The 19,939-nt window shown below is 71.8% G+C and carries 14 protein-coding genes and 1 pseudogene; 10 read left to right on the forward strand and 5 right to left on the reverse strand.

Annotated elements, in window-relative coordinates; all coding sequences use genetic code 11:
* Positions 1 to 67: 67 nt before the first annotated feature.
* The gene (locus F4562_RS30580) at positions 68 to 1,084 is read left to right on the forward strand and encodes a terpene synthase family protein (protein ID WP_184540050.1); all 1,017 of its coding nucleotides are present in this window, start codon (positions 68 to 70) and stop codon (positions 1,082 to 1,084) included.
* Between the two features lie 110 nt (positions 1,085 to 1,194).
* Here the strand turns inward: F4562_RS30580 and F4562_RS35475 are convergent.
* Positions 1,195 to 1,404, reverse strand: a pseudogene (locus F4562_RS35475) (IS5/IS1182 family transposase); the annotation flags it as partial.
* A 204-nt stretch (positions 1,405 to 1,608) separates the two neighbouring features.
* Here F4562_RS35475 and F4562_RS30585 point away from each other — a divergent pair.
* On the forward strand, positions 1,609 to 1,911 hold the full coding sequence (locus F4562_RS30585; protein ID WP_184540052.1) for a hypothetical protein: 303 nt from the start codon (positions 1,609 to 1,611) through the stop codon (positions 1,909 to 1,911).
* A gap of 69 nt (positions 1,912 to 1,980) precedes the next feature.
* On the opposite strand, the gene F4562_RS30590 is transcribed toward F4562_RS30585, so the two are convergent.
* Positions 1,981 to 2,364: a hypothetical protein gene (locus F4562_RS30590; RefSeq protein ID WP_184540054.1), complete on the reverse strand. Its 384-nt coding sequence runs from the start codon at positions 2,362 to 2,364 to the stop codon at positions 1,981 to 1,983.
* Positions 2,365 to 2,431: 67 nt separating this feature from the next.
* Between F4562_RS30590 and F4562_RS30595 the strand changes: the two genes are divergently transcribed.
* Positions 2,432 to 3,031, forward strand: a complete 600-nt coding sequence (locus tag F4562_RS30595) for a phosphoribosylanthranilate isomerase (RefSeq protein ID WP_184540056.1) — start codon at positions 2,432 to 2,434, stop codon at positions 3,029 to 3,031.
* Positions 3,032 to 3,126: 95 nt separating this feature from the next.
* Here F4562_RS30595 and F4562_RS30600 read toward each other — a convergent pair whose 3' ends face one another.
* The 3 genes from F4562_RS30600 to F4562_RS30610 form a co-directional block, all read right to left on the reverse strand.
* Positions 3,127 to 3,930 (reverse strand): SAM-dependent methyltransferase, encoded by an 804-nt coding sequence (locus tag F4562_RS30600; RefSeq protein ID WP_184540058.1) that lies wholly within the window; start codon positions 3,928 to 3,930, stop codon positions 3,127 to 3,129.
* Between the two features lie 217 nt (positions 3,931 to 4,147).
* Positions 4,148 to 5,263: an LLM class flavin-dependent oxidoreductase gene (locus tag F4562_RS30605; protein ID WP_184540060.1), complete on the reverse strand. Its 1,116-nt coding sequence runs from the start codon at positions 5,261 to 5,263 to the stop codon at positions 4,148 to 4,150.
* Between the two features lie 171 nt (positions 5,264 to 5,434).
* Entirely contained in the window at positions 5,435 to 6,193 is a 759-nt protein-coding gene (locus F4562_RS30610; RefSeq protein WP_184540062.1) for a hypothetical protein, read from the reverse strand.
* A gap of 154 nt (positions 6,194 to 6,347) precedes the next feature.
* Here F4562_RS30610 and F4562_RS30615 point away from each other — a divergent pair, with 154 nt between their 5' ends.
* The 7 genes from F4562_RS30615 (at position 6,348) to F4562_RS30645 (ending at position 19,932) form a co-directional block, all read left to right on the forward strand.
* Positions 6,348 to 6,893, forward strand: a complete 546-nt coding sequence (locus tag F4562_RS30615) for a SixA phosphatase family protein (protein ID WP_184540064.1) — start codon at positions 6,348 to 6,350, stop codon at positions 6,891 to 6,893.
* Positions 6,894 to 6,991: 98 nt separating this feature from the next.
* The gene (locus tag F4562_RS30620; protein WP_184540066.1) at positions 6,992 to 8,503 is read left to right on the forward strand and encodes a hypothetical protein; all 1,512 of its coding nucleotides are present in this window, start codon (positions 6,992 to 6,994) and stop codon (positions 8,501 to 8,503) included.
* A gap of 582 nt (positions 8,504 to 9,085) precedes the next feature.
* Positions 9,086 to 10,048, forward strand: coding sequence for an alpha/beta fold hydrolase (locus tag F4562_RS30625; RefSeq protein WP_184540068.1), 963 nt, complete (start codon positions 9,086 to 9,088; stop codon positions 10,046 to 10,048).
* Between the two features lie 846 nt (positions 10,049 to 10,894).
* Positions 10,895 to 12,394: a hypothetical protein gene (locus tag F4562_RS30630; RefSeq protein ID WP_184540070.1), complete on the forward strand. Its 1,500-nt coding sequence runs from the start codon at positions 10,895 to 10,897 to the stop codon at positions 12,392 to 12,394.
* Positions 12,395 to 12,674: 280 nt separating this feature from the next.
* Positions 12,675 to 13,700: a phenylacetaldoxime dehydratase family protein gene (locus tag F4562_RS30635; protein ID WP_184540072.1), complete on the forward strand. Its 1,026-nt coding sequence runs from the start codon at positions 12,675 to 12,677 to the stop codon at positions 13,698 to 13,700.
* Positions 13,701 to 13,960: 260 nt separating this feature from the next.
* Complete coding sequence (locus F4562_RS30640) at positions 13,961 to 14,818, forward strand: DUF4132 domain-containing protein (protein ID WP_311733926.1); 858 nt, start codon at positions 13,961 to 13,963, stop codon at positions 14,816 to 14,818.
* Positions 14,815 to 19,932 (forward strand): DNA-binding protein, encoded by a 5,118-nt coding sequence (locus tag F4562_RS30645; protein ID WP_260315870.1) that lies wholly within the window; start codon positions 14,815 to 14,817, stop codon positions 19,930 to 19,932. The genes F4562_RS30640 and F4562_RS30645 overlap by 4 nt, the downstream gene beginning before the upstream one ends.
* Positions 19,933 to 19,939 lie beyond the last annotated feature (7 nt).

A 19,939-nucleotide genomic window follows, 5' to 3' on the forward strand; every position in this document is an offset into this window, starting at 1 on the left:
TCCTGCGCCTTCCATGCGACATGGATCCCTTTTGTCGTCCACGAGCAGAATAAGACCGGAAATCATCGTGACTGATTATTTAGCCGACATACTCTGCCCCTTCCCGTTCCAGCTGAATCCACGAGTGGAAACTGCTCGCAAGCACCTCGACGAATGGGTGGGTGTTAGAAATCTCGTACGGCGCGAATCCGCCAGGATACGGTTTGATCGGGCGGACTTCGGCTGGTTTGTCGCAGTGGTTCATCCCACCGCCGATGCTGAGCGACTGGCTTTGATGGCGGACTGGTTCGCCTGGCTGTTCCTGGTGGATGACCAACTCGACGACGGTGATGTGGGACGGAGGCTGGAGCAGGTCGGAGAGGTGTTCGTCGGCATGCGCGAGGTGCTGGAAAGCCCCGACTTCGGGGCCGCCATCGCCAGACGCACTGATATCCCGACTGCCGTTTCCGCGCTCGCCGACCTGTGGCAGCGCACTGCCCGGGAGGCCACTCCCCAATGGAGACGCCGGTTCGTGCAACACCTCGACTCCTGCCTCACGACGGCCGCTACATGGGAGGCCGGGAACAGAGTCAGAGGAATCGTTCCCACGGAGGAGACATACATCGTCAATCGTCGGCACACCGGCGCCATATATGTATGCATGGATTTCATCGAGATTGTCGAACGCATCGACATGCCCGACCATATATACAAGAGTCCGCAATTCATTGGAACGCTGGACGCGGCCTGCAACGTCGTATGCTGGACAAATGATGTGTTCTCGCTCGAAAAGGAACGATCTCGGGGTGAGATCCACAACCTCGTGTACGTGGTGCAGCACCATCAGGGGATAAGCCAGGACGAGGCGCTGCGCAAGGTCTGCAACACCATTTCTGTGGAGACCGAACTGTTCATGGAGCGAGAAAGGGAGCTCCTCCGCACCTACACGGAGCATTCGGAGACGCTCCTCGCCTACCTCGCGGGAATGCGCACGTGGATGCGCGGAAACCTCGACTGGTCCAGTCGGACAAAGCGTTATCAGTCAATAGATTACGCGGGCGAAGTCCAGCCGGGAGACTACCTGGAATCCACCCTCATGGGCTGAAACCTTACATGCCACGGGACGCGCCGACGGACAGGCTGCCTCAACTGAGCCTTTTTCATCCTGCCAGGGCGGAATCGACTGGTCGTCGCGACACCTCCATTCTCGAGGAGATCGGCGAAGGTCAGCACGCCGTCGGCCGTCAGGGCGTCGATCAGGCCCGCCGTGCGGGCTGCGATCAGGTCGTGCACCGCCCCGGTAGGAGTGGGAGAGGCCCGGACCCGGCGGCCGACGGGGCCGGCGAGGACCTGGACGGTCGTCCTGTGGCGCTTGTGCTTGCCGGAGTAGTACGGCTTGTGGCCGGCGACGGGGACGAGGGTGCCTCCGGTCGCCCGTCCCTGCCGGACGCAAGTGGTCCGCAAGTGATCGGCGCCAGACTCGGGCGGTCGGACAGGCCCGTCGCGGCGGGTCGAGCGCAGTGGAAGGGGACCATGACCGTGTCGCGGAGTGAGCCCGAAGACGAGCCCTTCATTCCCGCAAGGCTCCGTGACCCCGCCGACGATCCGCCACCGCCGCCGGCTCCGCCGATGAACCGCTGGGTCCGTCTCGCCCTGATGGTGCTCCTGCTCGTCATCTTCGCCGCAGTGGTGGGGGTCTCCCTGCGGGGGGTGCGCTTCTCCTCCTCGTCATCCGGAGAGGAGAGGGCCCGGTGCGTGGACACGAGCTCGCAACAGTCCGACGGCACACATCTGGTCGTCGACGACCGTAACTGTGAGAGCGGGGGCGACGAGGCCGGCCGCCGTTACCGCTGGGAGGGCACCGGCTCCTCGGACGGCCTCGGCCGCTCGGTTCTGGAACTGATCCGGGAGTTGCTGGACGGGCGCCGCTGAAGGCTCCGCTTGCCGCCCGGCCGATGGCCGAGCGGCCGCCGGACGACGACACGCGGTCCTGGCGGTGTCTCAGGGAGCGGTCCGCGCGGCGCGCTGCGTGAGAGCCTCGTCCAGCAGGTGCCGCAGCTCATGGCCTTCGATGAGAGCCGAGTCCGGCGTCTTGCCGTACTCGAGCCGCGAGAGCACCCAGATCTCCGTGCGGCCCAGTTCCTCCGCGGTGTGTTCATCGAGCTCCGGAGGGATGTCATCCGGCTGCTCGGCCCGGTAGGCCACGAAGAAGTCCGGAATATTCATTCCGTCGCCCTCGGGGGAGAAACGCTCCGCGAAGTCCTCGACGGGAGGACGTTTGTAGATGTTCTCCAACGAGAGGGCACAGCTCACGAAGTCACCGATGACCTTGAGCGGGTCGTCGGTCACCTTGTAGGTGAAGTTTTCAAGGCGAACGGTGCGCATATCCGATGCAGAGTACCGTTGTCTCCGTCTTCGGTAGCTGAACGGCGTCGGTACTAGTCTGCACAGGGTGTACGTGAAGATCTGCGGGCTGCGCGAGCCCGAGCATGTGACGGCCGCCGTGGAGGTGGGTGCGGACGCCGTCGGTTTCGTCCTGACCAGGAGCCCGCGGCGGATCACCCCCGCGCTGGCGCGCGAGCTGGCCGCGGCGGTTCCCCCGCACGTGCTGACCGTGGCGGTCTTCGCCGGTGAGAGCACCGAGGAGGTCCGGGCGGTCACGGCGGAGGCGGGGGTGCGCGCCGTGCAGCTCCACGGCGACCATCCGCACGCCGACTTCGTCGCGTTGAAGGACCTCGGCGTCACGCTGGTGCGGGCCGGGGCCGCGGCCGGTGACCTGCGCTGCGGCGCCTACGACGAGGATCTGCTCATCGTCGACGCTCCCAGGCCGGGCTCGGGGGAGCCGTGGGACTGGGCGGCGGTGCGCGGGCGCCCGGAGGGCCGCTGGATGCTCGCCGGCGGTCTGGACCCGTCGAACGTGGCCGGAGCCGTCGCCGCCGCCCGGCCGTGGGGGGTCGACGTGTCGAGCGGCGTGGAGGTCGCACCCGGGGTGAAGGACTCCGGACTGATCAGGGACTTCGTCGCCGCCGCCCGCGGGACCGCCGCCGGCTGACCTCGGTCGGTGTTCGCGGCCGACGGGTGACCGGGTCGGTCTTCGCGGCTGACGGCTGGCCTCGGTCGGTGTTCGCGGCCGACGGGCCGCCCCGGTCACCGTTTGCGGCCGACGCCGGCGAGGACCCACATCCTGGCCGGGTCGACCTTCCCGCCGATGCCCGGCCGCCATTCCGGTGCGGTGACCAGGCCGGGCTCGACCAGCTCGAAGTCGCCGAAGAACTCCATGATCTCGGCGCGGGTGCGGGCGACCCATGGCGCGCCGGCCCTGGTGGAGGTCGCGGCGAGCCCGGCCGTCCGCCCGGGTTCCGGGTCGGAGGTCACATGGGAGATCACCAGGTGGCTGCCCGGCGCCATGGCGTTCCGCAGCCGCGCCACGACCCCGTACGGGTCCTCGCTGTCCGGGACGAAGTGCAGGATGGCGACCAGCAGCACCGCGACCGGCCGGCCCGTGTCGATGAGCCGCCGTAGCTCCGGGTCGTCCAGGACCTTGTCGATCTCGCGGAGGTCGCCGCGGACGAAGGCCACGTTGTCCGCCGCGGCGATGAGCGCCTCGCCGTGCACGGCGACGATCGGGTCGTTGTCCACGTAGACGACCCGCGCCTGCGGCGCGACCTCCAGGGCGACCTGGTGGACGTTCTGCTGGGTCGGCAGCCCCGAGCCGATGTCGAGGAACTGGCGGATGCCCGCCTCCGCCGCGAGGTGACGCACCGCGCGGACCAGGAACGCGCGGTTCTGCCGGGCCATCAGCGGCATCTCCGGCGCGAGTGAGAAGACCTTGTCCGCGACGATCCGGTCGACGGCGTAGTTGTCCTTGCCGCCCAGCGCGTAGTCGTACATACGCGCGGCGCTCGGCGTGTTCTGGTCGATTCCGGCCGGTACCGGGCCCTGGCCTGACATCGTTTCTCCTCCGCCGCCGCGCACCGTCGGGTACGGACGTGCACACCCCGGGTGCGTGTGCCGACCGGCACGTCCAAGATGATCATAACCGCGACCCGTTGCCGCTTTCCCGGGTCTTTCAGGACGGGCCGCCGGGCGGGTGCCGGTCGCGGGACGGGCCCGCGTACCGGCGTTCCGGTGCCGCGGGCCGGTGTCGTGTGCCGGTGCCGTGCGCCGGTCAGGCGGAGGAGCCGGCGGACGCCTGCTCTGCCGCGGCCCCGGCGGCGCGCCGGGCGAGCAGGGACGCGTGCGTCGGGGCGTCCGGTACCCGGGCGGGCCGGCCGATCGCGAACTCCCTGCGCAGCACGGGCACGACCTCTTCGCCGAGGATGTCGAGCTGTTCCAGCACGGTCCTCAGCGGCAGCCCGGCGTGGTCCATGAGGAACAACTGCCGCTGGTAGTCGCCGAAGTGCTCCCGGAACTCCAGTGTCCTGTCGATGACCTGCTGCGGGCTGCCCACGGTCAGCGGGGTCTCGGCCGTGAACCGCTCCAGCGACGGGCCGTGGCCGTAGACGGGCGCGTTGTCGAAGTACGGCCGGAACTCGCGCACCGCGTCCTGGGAGTTCCTGCGCATGAACACCTGTCCGCCGAGCCCGACGATCGCCTGCTCCGGGGTGCCGTGGCCGTAGTGGGCGAAGCGCTCCCGGTAGAGGTCGACCAGGCGGATGAAGTGCTCCTTCGGCCAGAAGATGTTGTTGGCGAAGAAACCGTCCCCGTAGTAGGCGGCCTGCTCGGCGATCTCCGGGCTGCGGATCGAGCCGTGCCAGACGAACGGCGGGACGCCGTCCAGCGGCCGGGGCGTCGAGGTGAACGACTGCAGGGGGGTGCGGAAGCGGCCCTCCCAGTCGACGACGTCCTGGCGCCACAGCCGGTGCAGCAGCGCGTAGTTCTCGACGGCCAACGGGATGCCGTTGCGGATGTCCTGGCCGAACCAGGGATAGACCGGGCCGGTGTTGCCGCGGCCCATCATCAGGTCGACGCGTCCGTCGGCCAGGTGCTGGAGCATCGCGTAGTCTTCGGCGATCTTGACCGGGTCGTTCGTGGTGATCAGCGTCGTGGCCGTGGAGAGGATGAGCCGCTCGGTGCGGGCGGCGATGTAGCCGAGCATGGTCGTCGGCGACGACGGCACGAAGGGCGGGTTGTGGTGCTCGCCGGTCGCGAAGACGTCCAGGCCCACCTCCTCGGCCTTGAGTGCGATGGCGACCATCGCCTTGATCCGTTCACGCTCGCTCGGCGTCCTGCCCGTGGTGGGGTCGGTCGTGACGTCGCCGACGGTGAAGATGCCGAACTGCATCGGGCTCACCATTCTCCATCTCGTTGAAGGTTCAACGATTCTAAGTGCGGCGACGCCCGGGTTGTTCCCCGCCCGGAGACCGCCGGGTCGTTCCCCGCTTGGGGACCGCCGGCTCGTTCCCCGGCCCCGGGACCCGGCTCGCCGGCCGGGATGGCACAGCCCGCCCGGAGGCTACGGCAGCACGGCCCGCCAAGAGGCGATCAGCGTCCGCCCGCCCACCCGCACGGCCACCTCGTCCAGGGCCGTGCCCAGCGCGGCGCGCACCGCGGCGGCCTCCTCGCCCCGGTACTCCCGCTCGGCGACGGCACGGGGATCCGAGGGCATGGCTGGCGCCGGGACGCCGGCGGGCCAGGTCGCCTGCCGCGCGGGCTCGACGTCCTCGTCCTCGTACATCGACACCTCGATCGGCGCTTTGCGGTCGACCTTCCCGGTGGCGAGGATCCGGCCGGTCAGGGCACTCAGGCGCTCCTGCTCGGCGACGAACCACTCGTCCTCGACCAGCGGTCCCCCCTCCAGCCTGGTCTCGTGGACCCGCCCGTCCGCAGCCACCGCGGTGATGACGGCGTACGGCTGGTCGCTGAGCCCCCGAGTGCGGTCGAGCGTTCCCGGCCGGCGGGCCAGGGACTTCACCAGACGGCCCCGCATGTCCTCGACCTCGGACACGGGGATCTGCAGGACCACCAGTTCGCCGTCCCGCCGGGTGAGGGCCCTGCCGTCGCCGGTGACGCTCATCCGGCCGCTCTCGGCGCAGCCTCCCTCGGCGTTGAGGCATTCCAGGAAGCGGATCACGGCGTCGCCCGGCTCCGGCGCGGCCTGGGGCGGGGCCGGTGACGCGGCGGCCGATCCGGCAGGGGAGGCGCCCCCGCCGCAGCCGGCGAGCGACAGGGCGACGACGAGCAACAGGACGGTGGCGAGCGGCATGCGGGTCACACCCGCTACGACGCCACGAGTGCCCACTTGGTTCACGACGGTTCCACGCGTCTCAAGCGGATCGCGTGTACCGGCCCGGATGGCCGCTTTCGCCCGTACCGGTGGATGACGACGTCGCCGAGGTGCTCGGCGGGCGAGCTGAGATGCTGGTCTCATGACCGAGAACGCTTCCCGGAAACTGATCGTGGTGCGCCACGCCAAGTCGGCCTGGCCGGCGGGGGTGGACGACTTCGACCGGCCGCTCGCGCCGCGGGGCCGCCGTGACGCCCCGGCCGTCGGGAGGTGGCTGCGCGGAGCGGGCCCGCCGCCGGACCGTGTCGTCTCCTCACCGGCCCTGCGCACCCGTGAGACCTGGGAACTCGTCGCCGGGGAACTGGGCACCGAGGTGCCCGTCTCCTACGACGAGCGGGTGTACGAGGCGAGCGTCCCCGGGCTGCTCGGCATCGTGCACGAGGTGCCGGACGGCGTGCGGACCCTGCTGCTGCTCGGGCACAACCCGGGCCTGGAGGAACTGGTCACGGCGCTGGCGGGCGAGGCGGCGGGGGACGCGCTGGAGCGGGTCCGGGAGAAGTTCCCGACGTCGGCGATCGCGGTCCTGGCCGTTCCGGGGCCCTGGTCCGGGCTGGCTCCGGGGACGGCCGTGCTGACCGACTTCGCCGTCCCGCGCGGTGTGAAGACCGCGAAGTCTCACAAATCCTGAAGTCGACGCTCCCAGTCGCTTCAAGTGGATCACTGACGAATCTCAAACGGCTTCCCTTACCCTTGCCGACCGTGATTTTCAACATAAGAAACACTGCCGTGGCAGCCGCGGTGGGAGCCGCGCTCTGCGGCGTTCTGGCGGCCACGCCGGCCGCCGCTGTCGCCGCTCCCGGCGGCCCGGTGACCGTCTCGGCGACCAAGGCGTCACCGGCCCGTTACAACGGCGACTGCCCGGTAGATGTCGGCTTCGCCGCGACCATCAAGGCCGGCCCGGGTAGCAAGGTCAAGTACCGCTGGCTGTACGAGGGCGGCAAGGCGGGGGCGGTGCGCACGGTCCTCGTCAAGGGACGCCAGGTCACCGTCTGGGACCGGCGCACGTTCACCGCCGACACCCGTGGCTGGCAGGCGCTGCAGGTGCTCGGCACTCGGCGCAAGACGGGGGCCAAGACCACCTTCCGGGTGGGCTGTCACGGCCCGGTGATCGTCCAGTCAGGTTCGACGCCCGCGCCCGTTCCCACCTCGTCGCCCACGCGCAAGCCCGAGCCGAGCACCCCGCCGGCCACCGCCCAGCCGACCGCGACGCCCACGACGTCCGGAACGCCCGACCCCGACCCGGTGAAGGTCACCGCGACGGCGACCGGCATCACGAACGGGAACTACGAGGGCTCCTGCTGGAACCCGCGTTACTGGACCACCTCCGGAACGCTCAAGGTCTCCCGGGTCCCGGCGACCGTCAAGTACCGGTGGGTCGACAGCAACGGATGGAAGTCCGGGGAGTTCACCCAGGAGTTCGCCGCCGGCGGCGCGACCGAGGTGCCGGTCAAGTACGAGGAGAAGGTGGCCTTCGACACCCGGACGGGCTGGCGGGCCATCGAGGTCGTCTCCCCGGGCGCACCCACGCTCTCCAACAAGGTCGACTACGACATCAAGTGCACCGACGCGACCGACGCCAAGGTCACGGTGACCGCGCTCCGGCCGTCCTACGACGGGGTCTGTCCGCCGCCCACCGGTGACCCGGGCGTCGGCGACCTGCCGTTCACCGTGCGGATCGAGGCGGAGAAGACGCCGGCGATCGTCAAGTTCCGGCGGATCTGGAACGGCACGCCGGGCCCCGTGGAGGAGGTCAGGCTCAACGAGCCGTACCGGACCTTCGCCGCGCACAAGCCCATCACCGGCGCGGGTACCGTCACGCTGGCCATCGAGGTCAACGGGGTCAGGTCGAACACCGCCACCTCCACGGTGACCTGCCAGAACGGCCCTCTCCCCGAGGCCGAGGCGCAGGTGGAGAAGGTCACGGCGCCGGAGAAGGCGGAGTACCTCTACTACTGCGGCTGGAACCCCGACTACCGCCACTACCTCTCCGGGGCCATCACCGCCAAGGGGCCCGGCCGGGTGCCCTACCGCTGGGTGATCGACCACGGTTCCGTCAAGGAGAAGTCCGCGGTGGGATACGTGTACTTCCACGGTCAGGGCAGCCAGACCCAGCACGCGGTGTGGGCCACCCAGCCGACCTACAACGCGAGCGCGTCCGTCTGGCTGGAGTTGTTCCCCGACACGCCGAAGGCGGTCACCTCGAACGTGGGCCTCTACCGGGCTGTCTGCCGGCTGTGACGTCACCGTCGTGACCTCCCGGCCGCCGGGCCGGGGGGTGGAACCCCGCCTCCCGAAGGAGACACTGTTGGCGAAGTAGATCAAAAAGCAGCGACCCCATGATCATGTCTGTGATCATGGGGTCGCTGTCGTCGTTCTTGCTCACGGTTGGAGTCGTGGGTGTCGCTGTGTTGAACAGGTCCAGATCGAATCCCGGCGGTCACCCTGACGGTGGCCAGCGCGGCCTTTCCGAAGGGCAGCCTGGCGATCCGGATCCGAGATGAGTCAGGTGTCCTGCTCCGGGACGAGGACTTCGCTGCGGCGTTCTCCACCCGCGGGCGGCCCGTACTGGCCGCCGCCACGCCTGAATGGCTGTGCTCAGGCCGAACCGGCCTGGTTCGAGCGCTGTGAGGCCCGCATCGAGGACTACCGGCTCCCCAAGAACAAGACCGAACGCATCCGGCTCGGCCACGAGATCGGTGCCGACGGAAAGGCCGTGCTGGACGCCGTCTACTCTGAGGGCACCCCGCGGTGGCTGCGCGGGCGAGGACGGGTCCGGCGGGCGATGATGCTCATGGCCGTCGACGAGCAGGAGGAGCCAGGATGCGGCATGCCGACTGGGGTGTGCGGTCCCCGCGATGGGCCGGGATCCGCAGTGAGGAGATCGACGTCTGCGGCACCGCCGTCCACTACCTGAGCACCGGCGCCAGCCGGGGCGGGCCCACCCACCTGCTGGTCCACCCAATGGCGGGCAGCGCGTCGATGTGGCTCGACCTCATCGGCCCGCTGAGCGCCCTCGGGCCGGTCGTTGCCCCCGACCTGCCGGGCACACTGTTCGGGCACACCGGCTCACCACACCCCCAGGCGGTCAGGGCTGAGCCGAGCGCGCGCTTCCTGAAGGCGTTCGCCGCCCGGCTCGGCATCGAGGAAGCGGTCGTCCACGGCTGGTCCATGGGCGGGCTGGTGGCGCTGCTGTTCGCCGACGCGGCCCTGGACCGGGTCGGGCGACTGGTGCTCACCTGCCCCGCGCTGCCCGGCCCGCTGCCCGCCGACGAGGTGTTGTTCTGGCGCGCTCTTGGCAGGCCACTGCTCGCGGTCGCGCCGCCGGTCGCGCAGGCCGTGTTGCGGCTGACCGGCCGACGGCTGCTCGATTTCAAGTTGAGCCGCTACGCCGACCCCAGCGCCTGGTCAGCCGACGCGATCGGCGGCGACCTGTCGCGGCTGTCGCCGGACATGACCGCGCTGCTGGCCGACGAACTGCGCGCTGCCCAGCCCCGCAGACTCGGTGCGGCCGTCACGGCCTTCGCCTCGGTCCTGTCGGCCCTGTTCGTCGACCAGCGTCCCGTCCACCAGGCGATCGCCCGGGTGGGCACACCCACGCTGCTGCTCTGGGGTGACCAGGACGGCCTGATCACCCGGAACACCGTCGACGACCTCGCCACCCGCCGGCCCGACTGGGAGCGGCAGGTCTTCCCGACGGTCGGGCATCTCCTGCCGCTGGAGACACCGCGCGGCTACGTCGAGGCGGTCGCGCGGTGGCTGGCTCCGCAGGGCTCCCGGCGCTGACCGGGCTCGGGTACCCGAGAGCTCAGGCCGACCCACGTCCGGTGAACTGAACACGAACGGGTCCGGCTCGCCCGCGGCCAGGAAGCCCCCGGGAACTCCGCTGCCGACTCCAGCCGCCGCAGTTCCTACTCGGGCAGTACCACGTTCACCGCATTCAGGTCGTCGGCGAGTTGCTCCGTGCCGCCGCGCACCTTATCTCACCAGGTCAATGCCTACAGGCACGGATGTGTGACCCGTTCTGGCGCATGCCGCACCCCGGCATAACCTAATGATCAATTTGCCGACAGCGTCCCGGAGGGAGGCGGGGCCCGCCCACAGACCGATCTTCTCTCCTCAGGAGCTCCGGGGTCCCGTTCCTGTCCGGGGCCTGCCCTGACGTACCTCCCGACCGGCGCACCGCGCGCTTCTGCCCGGGGGGTCGGTCCGGACCGAGGTTCGGGAGATGCCGTCATGACCGTGTGGGAGGAGATCCGCGACCTCGTCGGCACCGGTGACGCGTTCAAGGTCGCGGCCGGGCAGCTCCCGGCGAACACCGCGCAGCCGGCCGGCCGCGACCTTCGGCGGGGAATTCCGGTAGGACCGCCTGCCACGCGGGGCCGCCGTCGCAGGGTGGTGAAGCGGCAAGACAACGGCCGTGAAGCGAGAAGACAACGGCGCTGAAGGTCCACGTTCGTCTCGGGACAAGAACGCGTCATAAAGCGTTCAGCAATGATAAGGGATTCTTCACCGCTAACCATTACTCATCCTATTTAAACCTGTTATGCCGATACGTCATCGACGTCAGTAAATGCTTGCCCTCGCGTGGGGCGGAAGGGAGACTGCGGCCGGGTTGATCTTGGAGGGTGCATGGGGAAGTGGCGGACCACGGCCGTCGCGACGCTGGCGCTGCTCGCGCTCGGCACGGCGGGAACAGCGGGGGCGGCGGGAACGTGGGAGAAGGCCGGGACGGTGAAGACCGCGTCTGCCGGAGCGGACGCGGCGTCGGGAGCCGCGGCTGCCCCGGGGGCGGCGGAGGCCACCCTGGGAACGGCGGGAAGAACGGGGAAGGCCGCGGAGAAGGCGGGAAGCGCCGCGGGGAGAGCGGCCGGAACGACCGCCGAGGCCGCCGAGGCCAAGGGCGGATATGAGATCTGGCTGGTCGACCAGTCCGACACCACCGGACTCGGCCACGGCGGCGCCGTCCACATCTACTCGGGGGAACAGGTCACCCGGGAGCTGTCCGCCACCCGGCCCGCAGACGTGATCCAACTGGGCGGCGCCACCTCGGCCCTCTGCCTGGCGAGTACGGGAAGGGCACCCGTACGCCCCCACATGATCGTTTTCAACAAGGCCGACACCCACGCCGCGCTGGCCTTCGTCGCCAGTGGCCATGTGGTCGTCTTCGACGCCCGCACCCGGCGGCCGCTGGCCTGCCTGAGCACCGAGGTCGGCGCGGGAGGTGCCCGCCAGGCCCACGCCCTCTGGCCGACCGAGGACGACAGGTATCTGGTCATCGCAAACCAGAACGGCAAGAAGCTGGAGCGCGTCGCCACCGACTACGCCTCCGGCGTCTTCACCCCCGAACCGGCCGCGACGCTCGATCTGGCCGGCTGCACCACCCCGAACGGGCAACCGTGCCAGGCCCCCGCGCTCCGACCGGACAACGCGCCGATCTGCCCGTTCATCGCCTCCGACAACGGCCCGGTCTTCGTCAGCCTCCGGGGCGGCGGGCTGCTCGTGGTCGACTGGCGTACGACGCCGATGTCCATCGTCGGCGAGTACGACACGGGAGAGGTGCCCGCCAACGGGTGCGGGTTCGCCCAGGCGCAGGGCACCGTCTTCGGCAACGGCGGCGGCGGCACGCCCGCCAATCTCGACCAGTTCACCGTCTTCCGGCTGCCGATGAGCGGTTACTCACCGGCCAACCCGCCGAACACGCCGACCGTCCAGAAGCTCTTCGACGACGAGTCGCCGGACCGCGACGCCCACGGCGTCCTGGTCTCCGCCAAGGAGCGCTACGTCTGGGCCGGCGACCGTGACGCCAACGTGGCCGAGGTCTTCGACGGGCGGACCGGCGCCCACGCCGGCACGGTCGACCTCGTCTCACCGTTCAGCGCGGACCCCACGGTCGACCTCTTCGCCGTCTCGCCCGACGCCAAGTGGGCGTTCGCCTCGACGCGCGGCCCCAACCCGCTCTCCGGCGACCCGCACTCCTCCCACGGCACCGACCCCGGAATGCTCATCGTCAGGCTGACCGGCAACGGCAGGACGGGCCAGGTCAGGGGGCTGGTCCCCATCTCCAACGTCGACGCCTCCGGTGTGCAGCGCGCCGACGCCCACGGCATCCGGATCCGGCGGACGGACTGACCGGACGGGCCCCGCGGAAGAGCCGGCAGGACCGGCGGTGCACCTGATCCGTGCCCCCGCGAGGCGCATCATGTGTGCCGCTTGAAAGGCGTCATGTCGCGCACAAGTGCCGTACAGAGACCATCAGTGAATCACATGCCGAGCTCGGCATATTGGGCGGCGCTCGCCCCGAAATTCGCAGCTCTCCCTTTACTGGGCCCCGGCGGTCGCCTTTCACGGTAGCCGTCGGCATGGCGCCGGTACCGATCCACGACACTCACCCGACCTTTAAGGACGTCTCATGACGAAAAACCGGCCTGCCGATTTCCAGAACCCCTATCCGGCGTACAGTCTGCGCCTGCCCGAGACGCTTGCGGGCGTCACCGTGCGACAGCTGGCGGTCCAGCATCGGGCGGCGGCGGAGGCCGCCGACGTGACGGCGGCGATCACCGGCGGCCTGCACGGCGCCCACGCCCCCGTGACGTACGAGCGTGCCGTCCACGTCGACGGCCTCGGCCACACCAACGAGATCTTCCTCGCGTACTGGCTCGACGCCGAGACCGAGAAGGCCTGGGCCGCCGACCATCCCCTCGACTCGTGGGCCGCACCGGAGCTGACCGCGGAAGGCGGGCCGATCGGTCTGTGGTCCGAGACCCTGTGGGCACCGGTGGACCATTTCGAGACGTCGTACTCCTACGACTCCCCGTCGTGGGGCCTCGCGTCGCGCTTCCCGGCGGAACCGAACGTCTACCACTCCTACCACGGGGCGATGCGGGACCGCATCGCCGCCGCCGAGGACGGCGGGCTCGCCGGTGAGGCCGAGTACCCGCCGCGGACGGGGCCGGTGGAGTCGGCGGGCCGCCATCTGGTGGTGACCACGCCGGGGAACCTCTGCCTCATCCGCAGCCCGCAGGGCTGGAAACAGTGCCCGGACGAGGAACGTGCCTGGTTCGAACAGCGCGTCGTGCCCGTCTACCGGGAGGGCGTCGACTATCTCGCCGGTAATCCCCGAGAGAGCGGGTGCCTGTCTGCTCGCCTCGTCGACATGACCGCGTCGAACGACGACCGGATGCAGACCGCGACGCTGGCGTGGTTCCTGAGCCTGTCCCACCTCGAACGGTGGACGCACAGCCACCCGACGCATATCGCCATCTACCGCAGTTTCGGCGAGTTCGCGGCCCAGTTCGCTCCCGACATCCACATGACGCTCGGGCACGAGGTCTACGTGGCACCGGAAGGCACCGCCATGGAATACCTCAACTGCCACGACCGGACCGGTCTCCTGCCGCACTTCCCGGCGGCGGAGTGGGGAGGAGCGCTCCGCTAGGCGAACCACCACCGCCCGCCCGTCGTCCGCCCCGTGCCCCTGCTCCCCGCCCGCAGGGCACGGGGCGGACCTCGTGATCGAGGACCTCGCCGGCAGGGCGTGGCAGGGGGGCCGCCCGCCGCGGTCCGGCCGCCGTCACCGCTGGGTACCGGATTGTCGGTGAAGACCGTTAACGTTCCGCGCATCGCCGTTGCGGGTGACCGAATCCCCGTGGGCGCTGGAAATCCGTGCGTGGTGAAAGGCGGGGACCGTTGGGCTGGGTGTCGGCGGGCGACGGGTATGAGATCGCCCTGATTGAAGGCCGGGTGGCCGCCAGGCCCACCGCCGGCCGGGCGGCGGGACGGCGGCTGAAGTCGCTGCCGAAACAGCTACGGGACCACCCCGAGGTGGAGCGGCTGCGCCGGCTGGCGGAGTGGCTCGACCGGCACGCCGAGGCGTGCCTGTCGCAGGTGGACACCTGGATGGTGTCGTCCCTGCCCGTGCCGACCGGCCTGGTGGCCGAGGTCTGGCCGGACGAGGCGTGGCGGTCCGTCCTGCGTGACCTGGTGGTCGTCGGGGACGATCCGGACGAGCCCGGATTCCTGCGCGACGTCACCGCCGAGGGTGAGCTGCGCGTGGTGAACCTCGACGGTGAGACCGTCCGGCTCTCCCCGGCGACGGTGACCCTTCCCCACCCGGTGCTGCTGTCCGACCTTGCGGACCTGCGGGAGTTCGCCGCCGAGCTCGGTGTGGTCCAGCGCGTCGAGCAGATCCACCGATCGACCTGGGAGAAGCCGGACGATCTGGCGGAGCAGGCCACCCAGGTGACGGAGTTCGCCGGGGCGAAGTTCACCTCCCGGTTCGGCCTCGCCGCCCGCGCCACCTCCCTCGGCTACCGGGTGTCCGGCGGCTACGCCACCTGCACGGTGCGCGACGCCGGGTGCACGGTCGAGGCGTCGGTGTGGATCGGCGAGCCCTACTGGGACGGCGACACCGAGACGGGCGGCCTGAGCTGGAACGACCGCGGCGGCAGACCGCTGCCGCTGCGGGAGGTCGGCCCGGTGGCCTGGTCGGAGGGGATGCGCATGGCGGCGGCGCTGTACGCCGGTCGGACTGTCGAGGAAGGAACGGACGCGTGAGCGGCGCCATGTCGTCAACGAACGGACCGGCGGAGCAGCCGGTCACCGCAACGGGCACGCAGGCCGTCACCGGGACCGGTGCCGTGACCGGCGCGGCCGGGCGGTCGGCGGGTGGCGCCGGAGACGGGGCCGGGGCCCGGGAGGCGCTGGAGGCCGGGGCGGTGCTCCCGCCGGGCACGACGGGCGCCGGTGAGCGCGCGGTGCCGCTGACCGCCCGCGCCTACCGGCACCCCGGGCTGGACGACCGGGTGGTGGTACGCCTGGTCGCCGGGGAACTTGGCGCTGCGGAGGACGCCGCCGCGGCCTTCCTCGGCATGGAACCGGCCGGTGAGCCCGCCGTGGTCGGGCTGGGCCTGCGACGCTCCCTCGGGTTCCCCGAGTGGGTGCTGGTCCACCACCCGCGAGACGGCCACCACGCGCTCGCCCTGGTGCCGGAGCTGGAGCGGGCCGGCCGGCAGGTGAGGACCAAGCCGAAGGCCACCCTCGACGCCTACCACGGGCTCGCCGCCCGGCTGGCCGGTTCCGTGCCGCACTTCCTGCCGACGTTCTTCGAGCAGGCGGCCCGGGTCTTCCTGTCGGCGGACAACGCCACCTACGCGGCGCAGATGTTCACCCAGGCGCGCCGGGCGGAGGCCGAGCACGGGCTGGAGGTGGACGAGGAGCGGCTCGACGCGGTCTTCCTGGAGTTCGCGCTTGCCGGAGCCCTGCCGGTGAAGGCGTTGACCGGCTACGGCAGGGAGCTGGCCGCGCGTGTCCCCGCGGACGAGGCCCTGCGCAGGTTCCGCACGTTGTGCGCGCGCCGTACCGCGGGCGGCCTGTCGCCGTCCGCCCAGATGGCCACGGAGCTGCGCCGCCTGGCCAGGGCGGCCGGACGCGACGCCGACGTCGAGGAACGGTCGTACCTCGCCGAGATGCTCGACCTGCCCGCCACCCTCGCGGCGCCGACAGGGTGGTGGAAGGCGCACCGCCCGGCCCTGCTGGCGCTCGCCGCCGACGACCCCGGGGTGCGCGGCACGCTGCTGAACGTGATGCCCCGCAACGGCGACGACGACATGCCCGCCTTCTGGGTGGAACTGCTGGAAGACTCCGGCGCCACCGCCGGCCTGGGTGAGGGGGAGGTGACCGCGCGGGAACGTCCCGCCGACGGCACGGCCGGATGGCTGAGGCGTTTCCTGCGGATCTGGAAGCCGCAGCGGTGGCGGGAGTCACGGCTGCCCGTCCTGTACGCGCTGCTGGAGCGGGTCGCGGACCGGCTGCGCGCCGAGCTCACGGCGTCCGGCGCGGCCGTGGAGGTCAAGCCCGACGTCGACCTGATCGATCTGCTGCTCACGCTGGACGTCCCGGTCGCCGACCCCGACGAGAAGCTGATCCTGCTGCTGGAGGCGTGGGCCTGCGGGGAAGGACAACGTGACCTGCTCGCCCTGTCGACCGACCCCCGGTTCGTCCCCGCGTTCCACCGCACCGCCGACCGGTTCACCCCCGACGCCGCCGGGCAGCGGGCCGTACGCCGCCTCGCGGCCTCACCCGGCGGCCGGCCGATGCTGACCGCGTGGATGCGCACGGTCGCCCGGCGCTCCGTCGCGGCCGGCCTGCCGCAGCTGCCCGACGCGCTCCGCCGGCTGACCTGGCTGCCCGGTGAGGCGCTCATCCTCGCCGAGGAGGAGGTCGCCGCGGCCGCCGGCGCCGACCTGGCCGCCGAGCTCGCCCGTACGCTCCGCGCCGGGCTGGTCGACGAGCTGGGCTGGCCCGCCTGGGAGGAGGCGGTCGCCGCCCTCGTCGGGCCCGACAAGGTCGGCGACATCGAGGTCGCCGACGCCTGGCCGCACCTGGTCGTCGCCGGCCCGACCCAGGCCAGGGTCATCGGCCCGGAGGGCACCGTGCTCACCCACGACCTGCGTCCGGCGCCGAGCAACTCCTACGGAGACTGCGGTTTCCACTACGTGGACGGCGAACTGCTCGTCTACTGGATCGTCTACGGCGGCGGCCACGACCTCCTCGGCTACTGGCACTCCTCCGCCGGGGCGATGCTGCCGCTGGAGGCCGCTTCCAGCATCTGGGGAGCACGCGTCGACACGGTCACCCTGCCGTTGCCCGGCGGCGGGCGGGCCCTGGGCGGCGGTGTGCTCCATCCCGGTGACACCGCCCTGCCCGAGCGGCGCCACGTCATCAGTGACGGCGTCGCCTACTGGGTGCCCGCCGACTCGAACGACGACGACGGCGGCGGCTGGCGCGAGTACGACCCCGCGGGATCCGTGTACGGCAGGTCGAGCCTGCCCGGCTTCCTGGCCGACGCGCTGCGCTCGGCCCCGGCGGGCAGCGCCTTCCACAGCGGCTGGGTGCTGCCCGTGCCCGGTGAGGAGGCCACCCCGGCCGGCGTCCCGGTGGGAGGCCTGCTCGGCTGGCGGGTGATCAAGCTGCCCGACGGGTCGTTCCGCGGCGAGGACCTCGCCGGGCGGACCGTCACCCTGCGCGGCGGCGAGAACGGTCCCGGAGTGCCGGTGCGCGCGGTGACCTTCCCCGGCGACGACCGGCCCCGTGCCCTCACCAGCGGCTACCGCAAGATCGAGCTGGTCGATCCGGAAGGCGTCGTCACCGCCGAGGTCGCCATGGAGGGCGGGCCCGGCGCGTTCGCGGAGGGCACCGCGCTGCTGCCGCCGCTGCGCTACTGGCGGTGCATGCGGCCGCGCGACCCGGAGGGCTCCCTGGCCCTGCGCCGGATCGACCACGAGACGGCCGCGTCCCTGCTCAAGGCCGCGGCCTCGGTCGAGGCCACCCGGTCCGCGCAGCCGGGACAGCCGGTGCGCGCCGCACAGACGGCACGCGAGGAGCTGCGCGCGCTGGTGCGCGCACTGCTGCCACGGGTCACCGACGACGCGTTGATCGCGGGGATCGCCGGGGTGGCCCGCTACGCCGCCGCCCAGCAGGCGACGCTGGACGCCGTGGCCGCCCGGCTCGCCGACGCCGTCTCCGGCGGCGGAGCCGACCAGGCCCCGGACGGGCCCGACGACAAGCTGACCCTGCGGGCGCTCAACGGCCTGGGCGTCTCCGGCCCCTCATGGTGGTACGACCAGCCGTCCCACGGCGCCTTCGCGCAGATACGGGCGATCCGGCGGATGATGGAGGCCGTCTCCGACCCCGCCGCCCCCGCGGCGGGGTCCGCGGCGACCGCCGGGGCCGGGCCGGCCGGAGCCTCCGGAACCGCGGGACCGGCCGTCCCCATCCACCTGGACGGTCCGGAGCTCCCGTACAGCCGCGTGCGATGGGAGCAGCTGCTGACCCGGCCGGCGTCGGTCGCCTACCGGGCCGCCTCCGCGACGACCGCACCGCAGGAGGCGGACGTCCTGGAGGAACTGCTGCGCCGGATCGAGGAACTCGGGATGGCCTCCGCCGACCCGGCCCACTGGCGCCGCTTCACCCTCCACCTCGACCAGGTGTGGCTGCACGACGCCGCGGGGCGGCCCCGCGGCGGTTCCCAGCACGCGCTCCTCCCGCTCGGCGACGGCGCGTTCGCCGCTTTCACCGACGCCGAATCGGAGAACGGCGGCAGCGTCTTCACGACGTTCCTCCACGACCCGGCCGGACGCTTCCGGATTCCCCACCCCTACACCGAGCGTTCCTCCGGCCCGGTCGGCGAGGCCCGGGAGGCGGGCTGGCTCGCGGAGTTCCTCGCTGCGCGCGCCGAGCGGGGGCCCGCTCCCTGGCGTCCGGAGGCGGCCGAGGAGTTCGCGCGGCTCACCGGCGTGACCTCGACGGTCGCCAGGCTCGTCGTCGCCGGCCTGCCGTACGTCGACAGCCACGACCGGGCGTTCCTGCCGTCCGAGGTGCGGGTCGCGCTCGGCCTGAAGGTCGCCGAGGCCGCCGTCGCCAGGGACGAACTGCGCGAGCTCGACGGCGACGCCCGCCGCGAGGTCGTCGCCGCCCTGCTGCCGGCGAACCCGGCGGCGCTGTGGACCGACGGCCCGGACGTCGCCGCCGCCGCGCGGGTCTGGAACGCCAGGATGGGCCGCCGGACCGCCGTTCCCGAGTGGCTGCTCGCCGAGGCGGCCCGCGTGACGCGCGTCCGATGGCGTTCCGGCGACGCGGTGCGCGCCTTGCTCGACCCGGCCTCGGCACCGGAGCTCACCCACGACCTGCGCTGGCACGTCCACCGCGACCGGGTCGTCCCGGTCGACGCGCAGGCCACCGGGTTCACGGCCGACACGCTGACCGGGGCGGTCGCCCTGTGCGCGTGGCTCGCCCACCGGCTGCCCGCCGGCGACCCGTTCCGGGCCGCGCTGCCCGCGGCGCTCACCGCGGTACGCGCCCGGCTGGCCAACCCCGACCTCATGCTCGACCTGGGCAGCTACATCGACCTGCCCGCGTTCCGCAAGGTCGCCGGGGCTCCCACGGAGGTCACCGACGGCTGGGAACGCTACGGTGCCGTGATCATGGCCACCCATGACAGCCGGCCCGCGCCGGGCGTCCGCACCGCCCTGCTCGACGCCTCCGGCGCTGACCCGTACCTCCCCGCCCTGCGTGCCCTGCTGGGAAGGGCGGACGGTCCCCTGCCGGTGGAGGTGGCGCTCCGCCTGGCCCGCGACCCCCGCTTCGAGGCGCTCCTGGCCGACCCCGGAGATCCCGGGGCGGGGGAGCGTGCGGCCGACGGCACCTGGTGGCCGCAGGACCCGGCCCGTTCCGTGCCCGACCTGGTCGCCCAGGTCGCCCGGGAACACGGTCTCGGTCAGGACGCCGCGGTCCTGTACCTGACGCTGCTCGCCATGCCCGACCCCACCGACAAGAACGTCACCCGGTGGACCGGCTGGAAGCCCGCCCGGTTCAAGGCCGCCCGCGCCGAGCTGGCCGCCACCGCCCTCGTGGTCGAGGCCACCCGCACCCGGGCCGGGCGGTCGCTCTTCCTGCCGGGCGGCTGGCTCGACCCCAGGTCCCCGCACGTCCCGCTCGAACAGTGGAAGACCCCGCTGTTCGAGTCGCTGGCCGAGGGGAGCGCCCCGCTCGGCGTGGTCGCCCCCACCGAACCCGCCGCGGTCCTGTACGCCAGGGCCTGGCAGCGTGTCCGCGACGGTGACGTGCCCCGCCTGGAGGAGCTCCGCGTCCGCCGGGGCAGGCGCCGCTGAGGCGGGC

Source organism: Streptosporangium becharense (genome assembly GCF_014204985.1).
Classification (GTDB): domain Bacteria; phylum Actinomycetota; class Actinomycetes; order Streptosporangiales; family Streptosporangiaceae; genus Streptosporangium; species Streptosporangium becharense.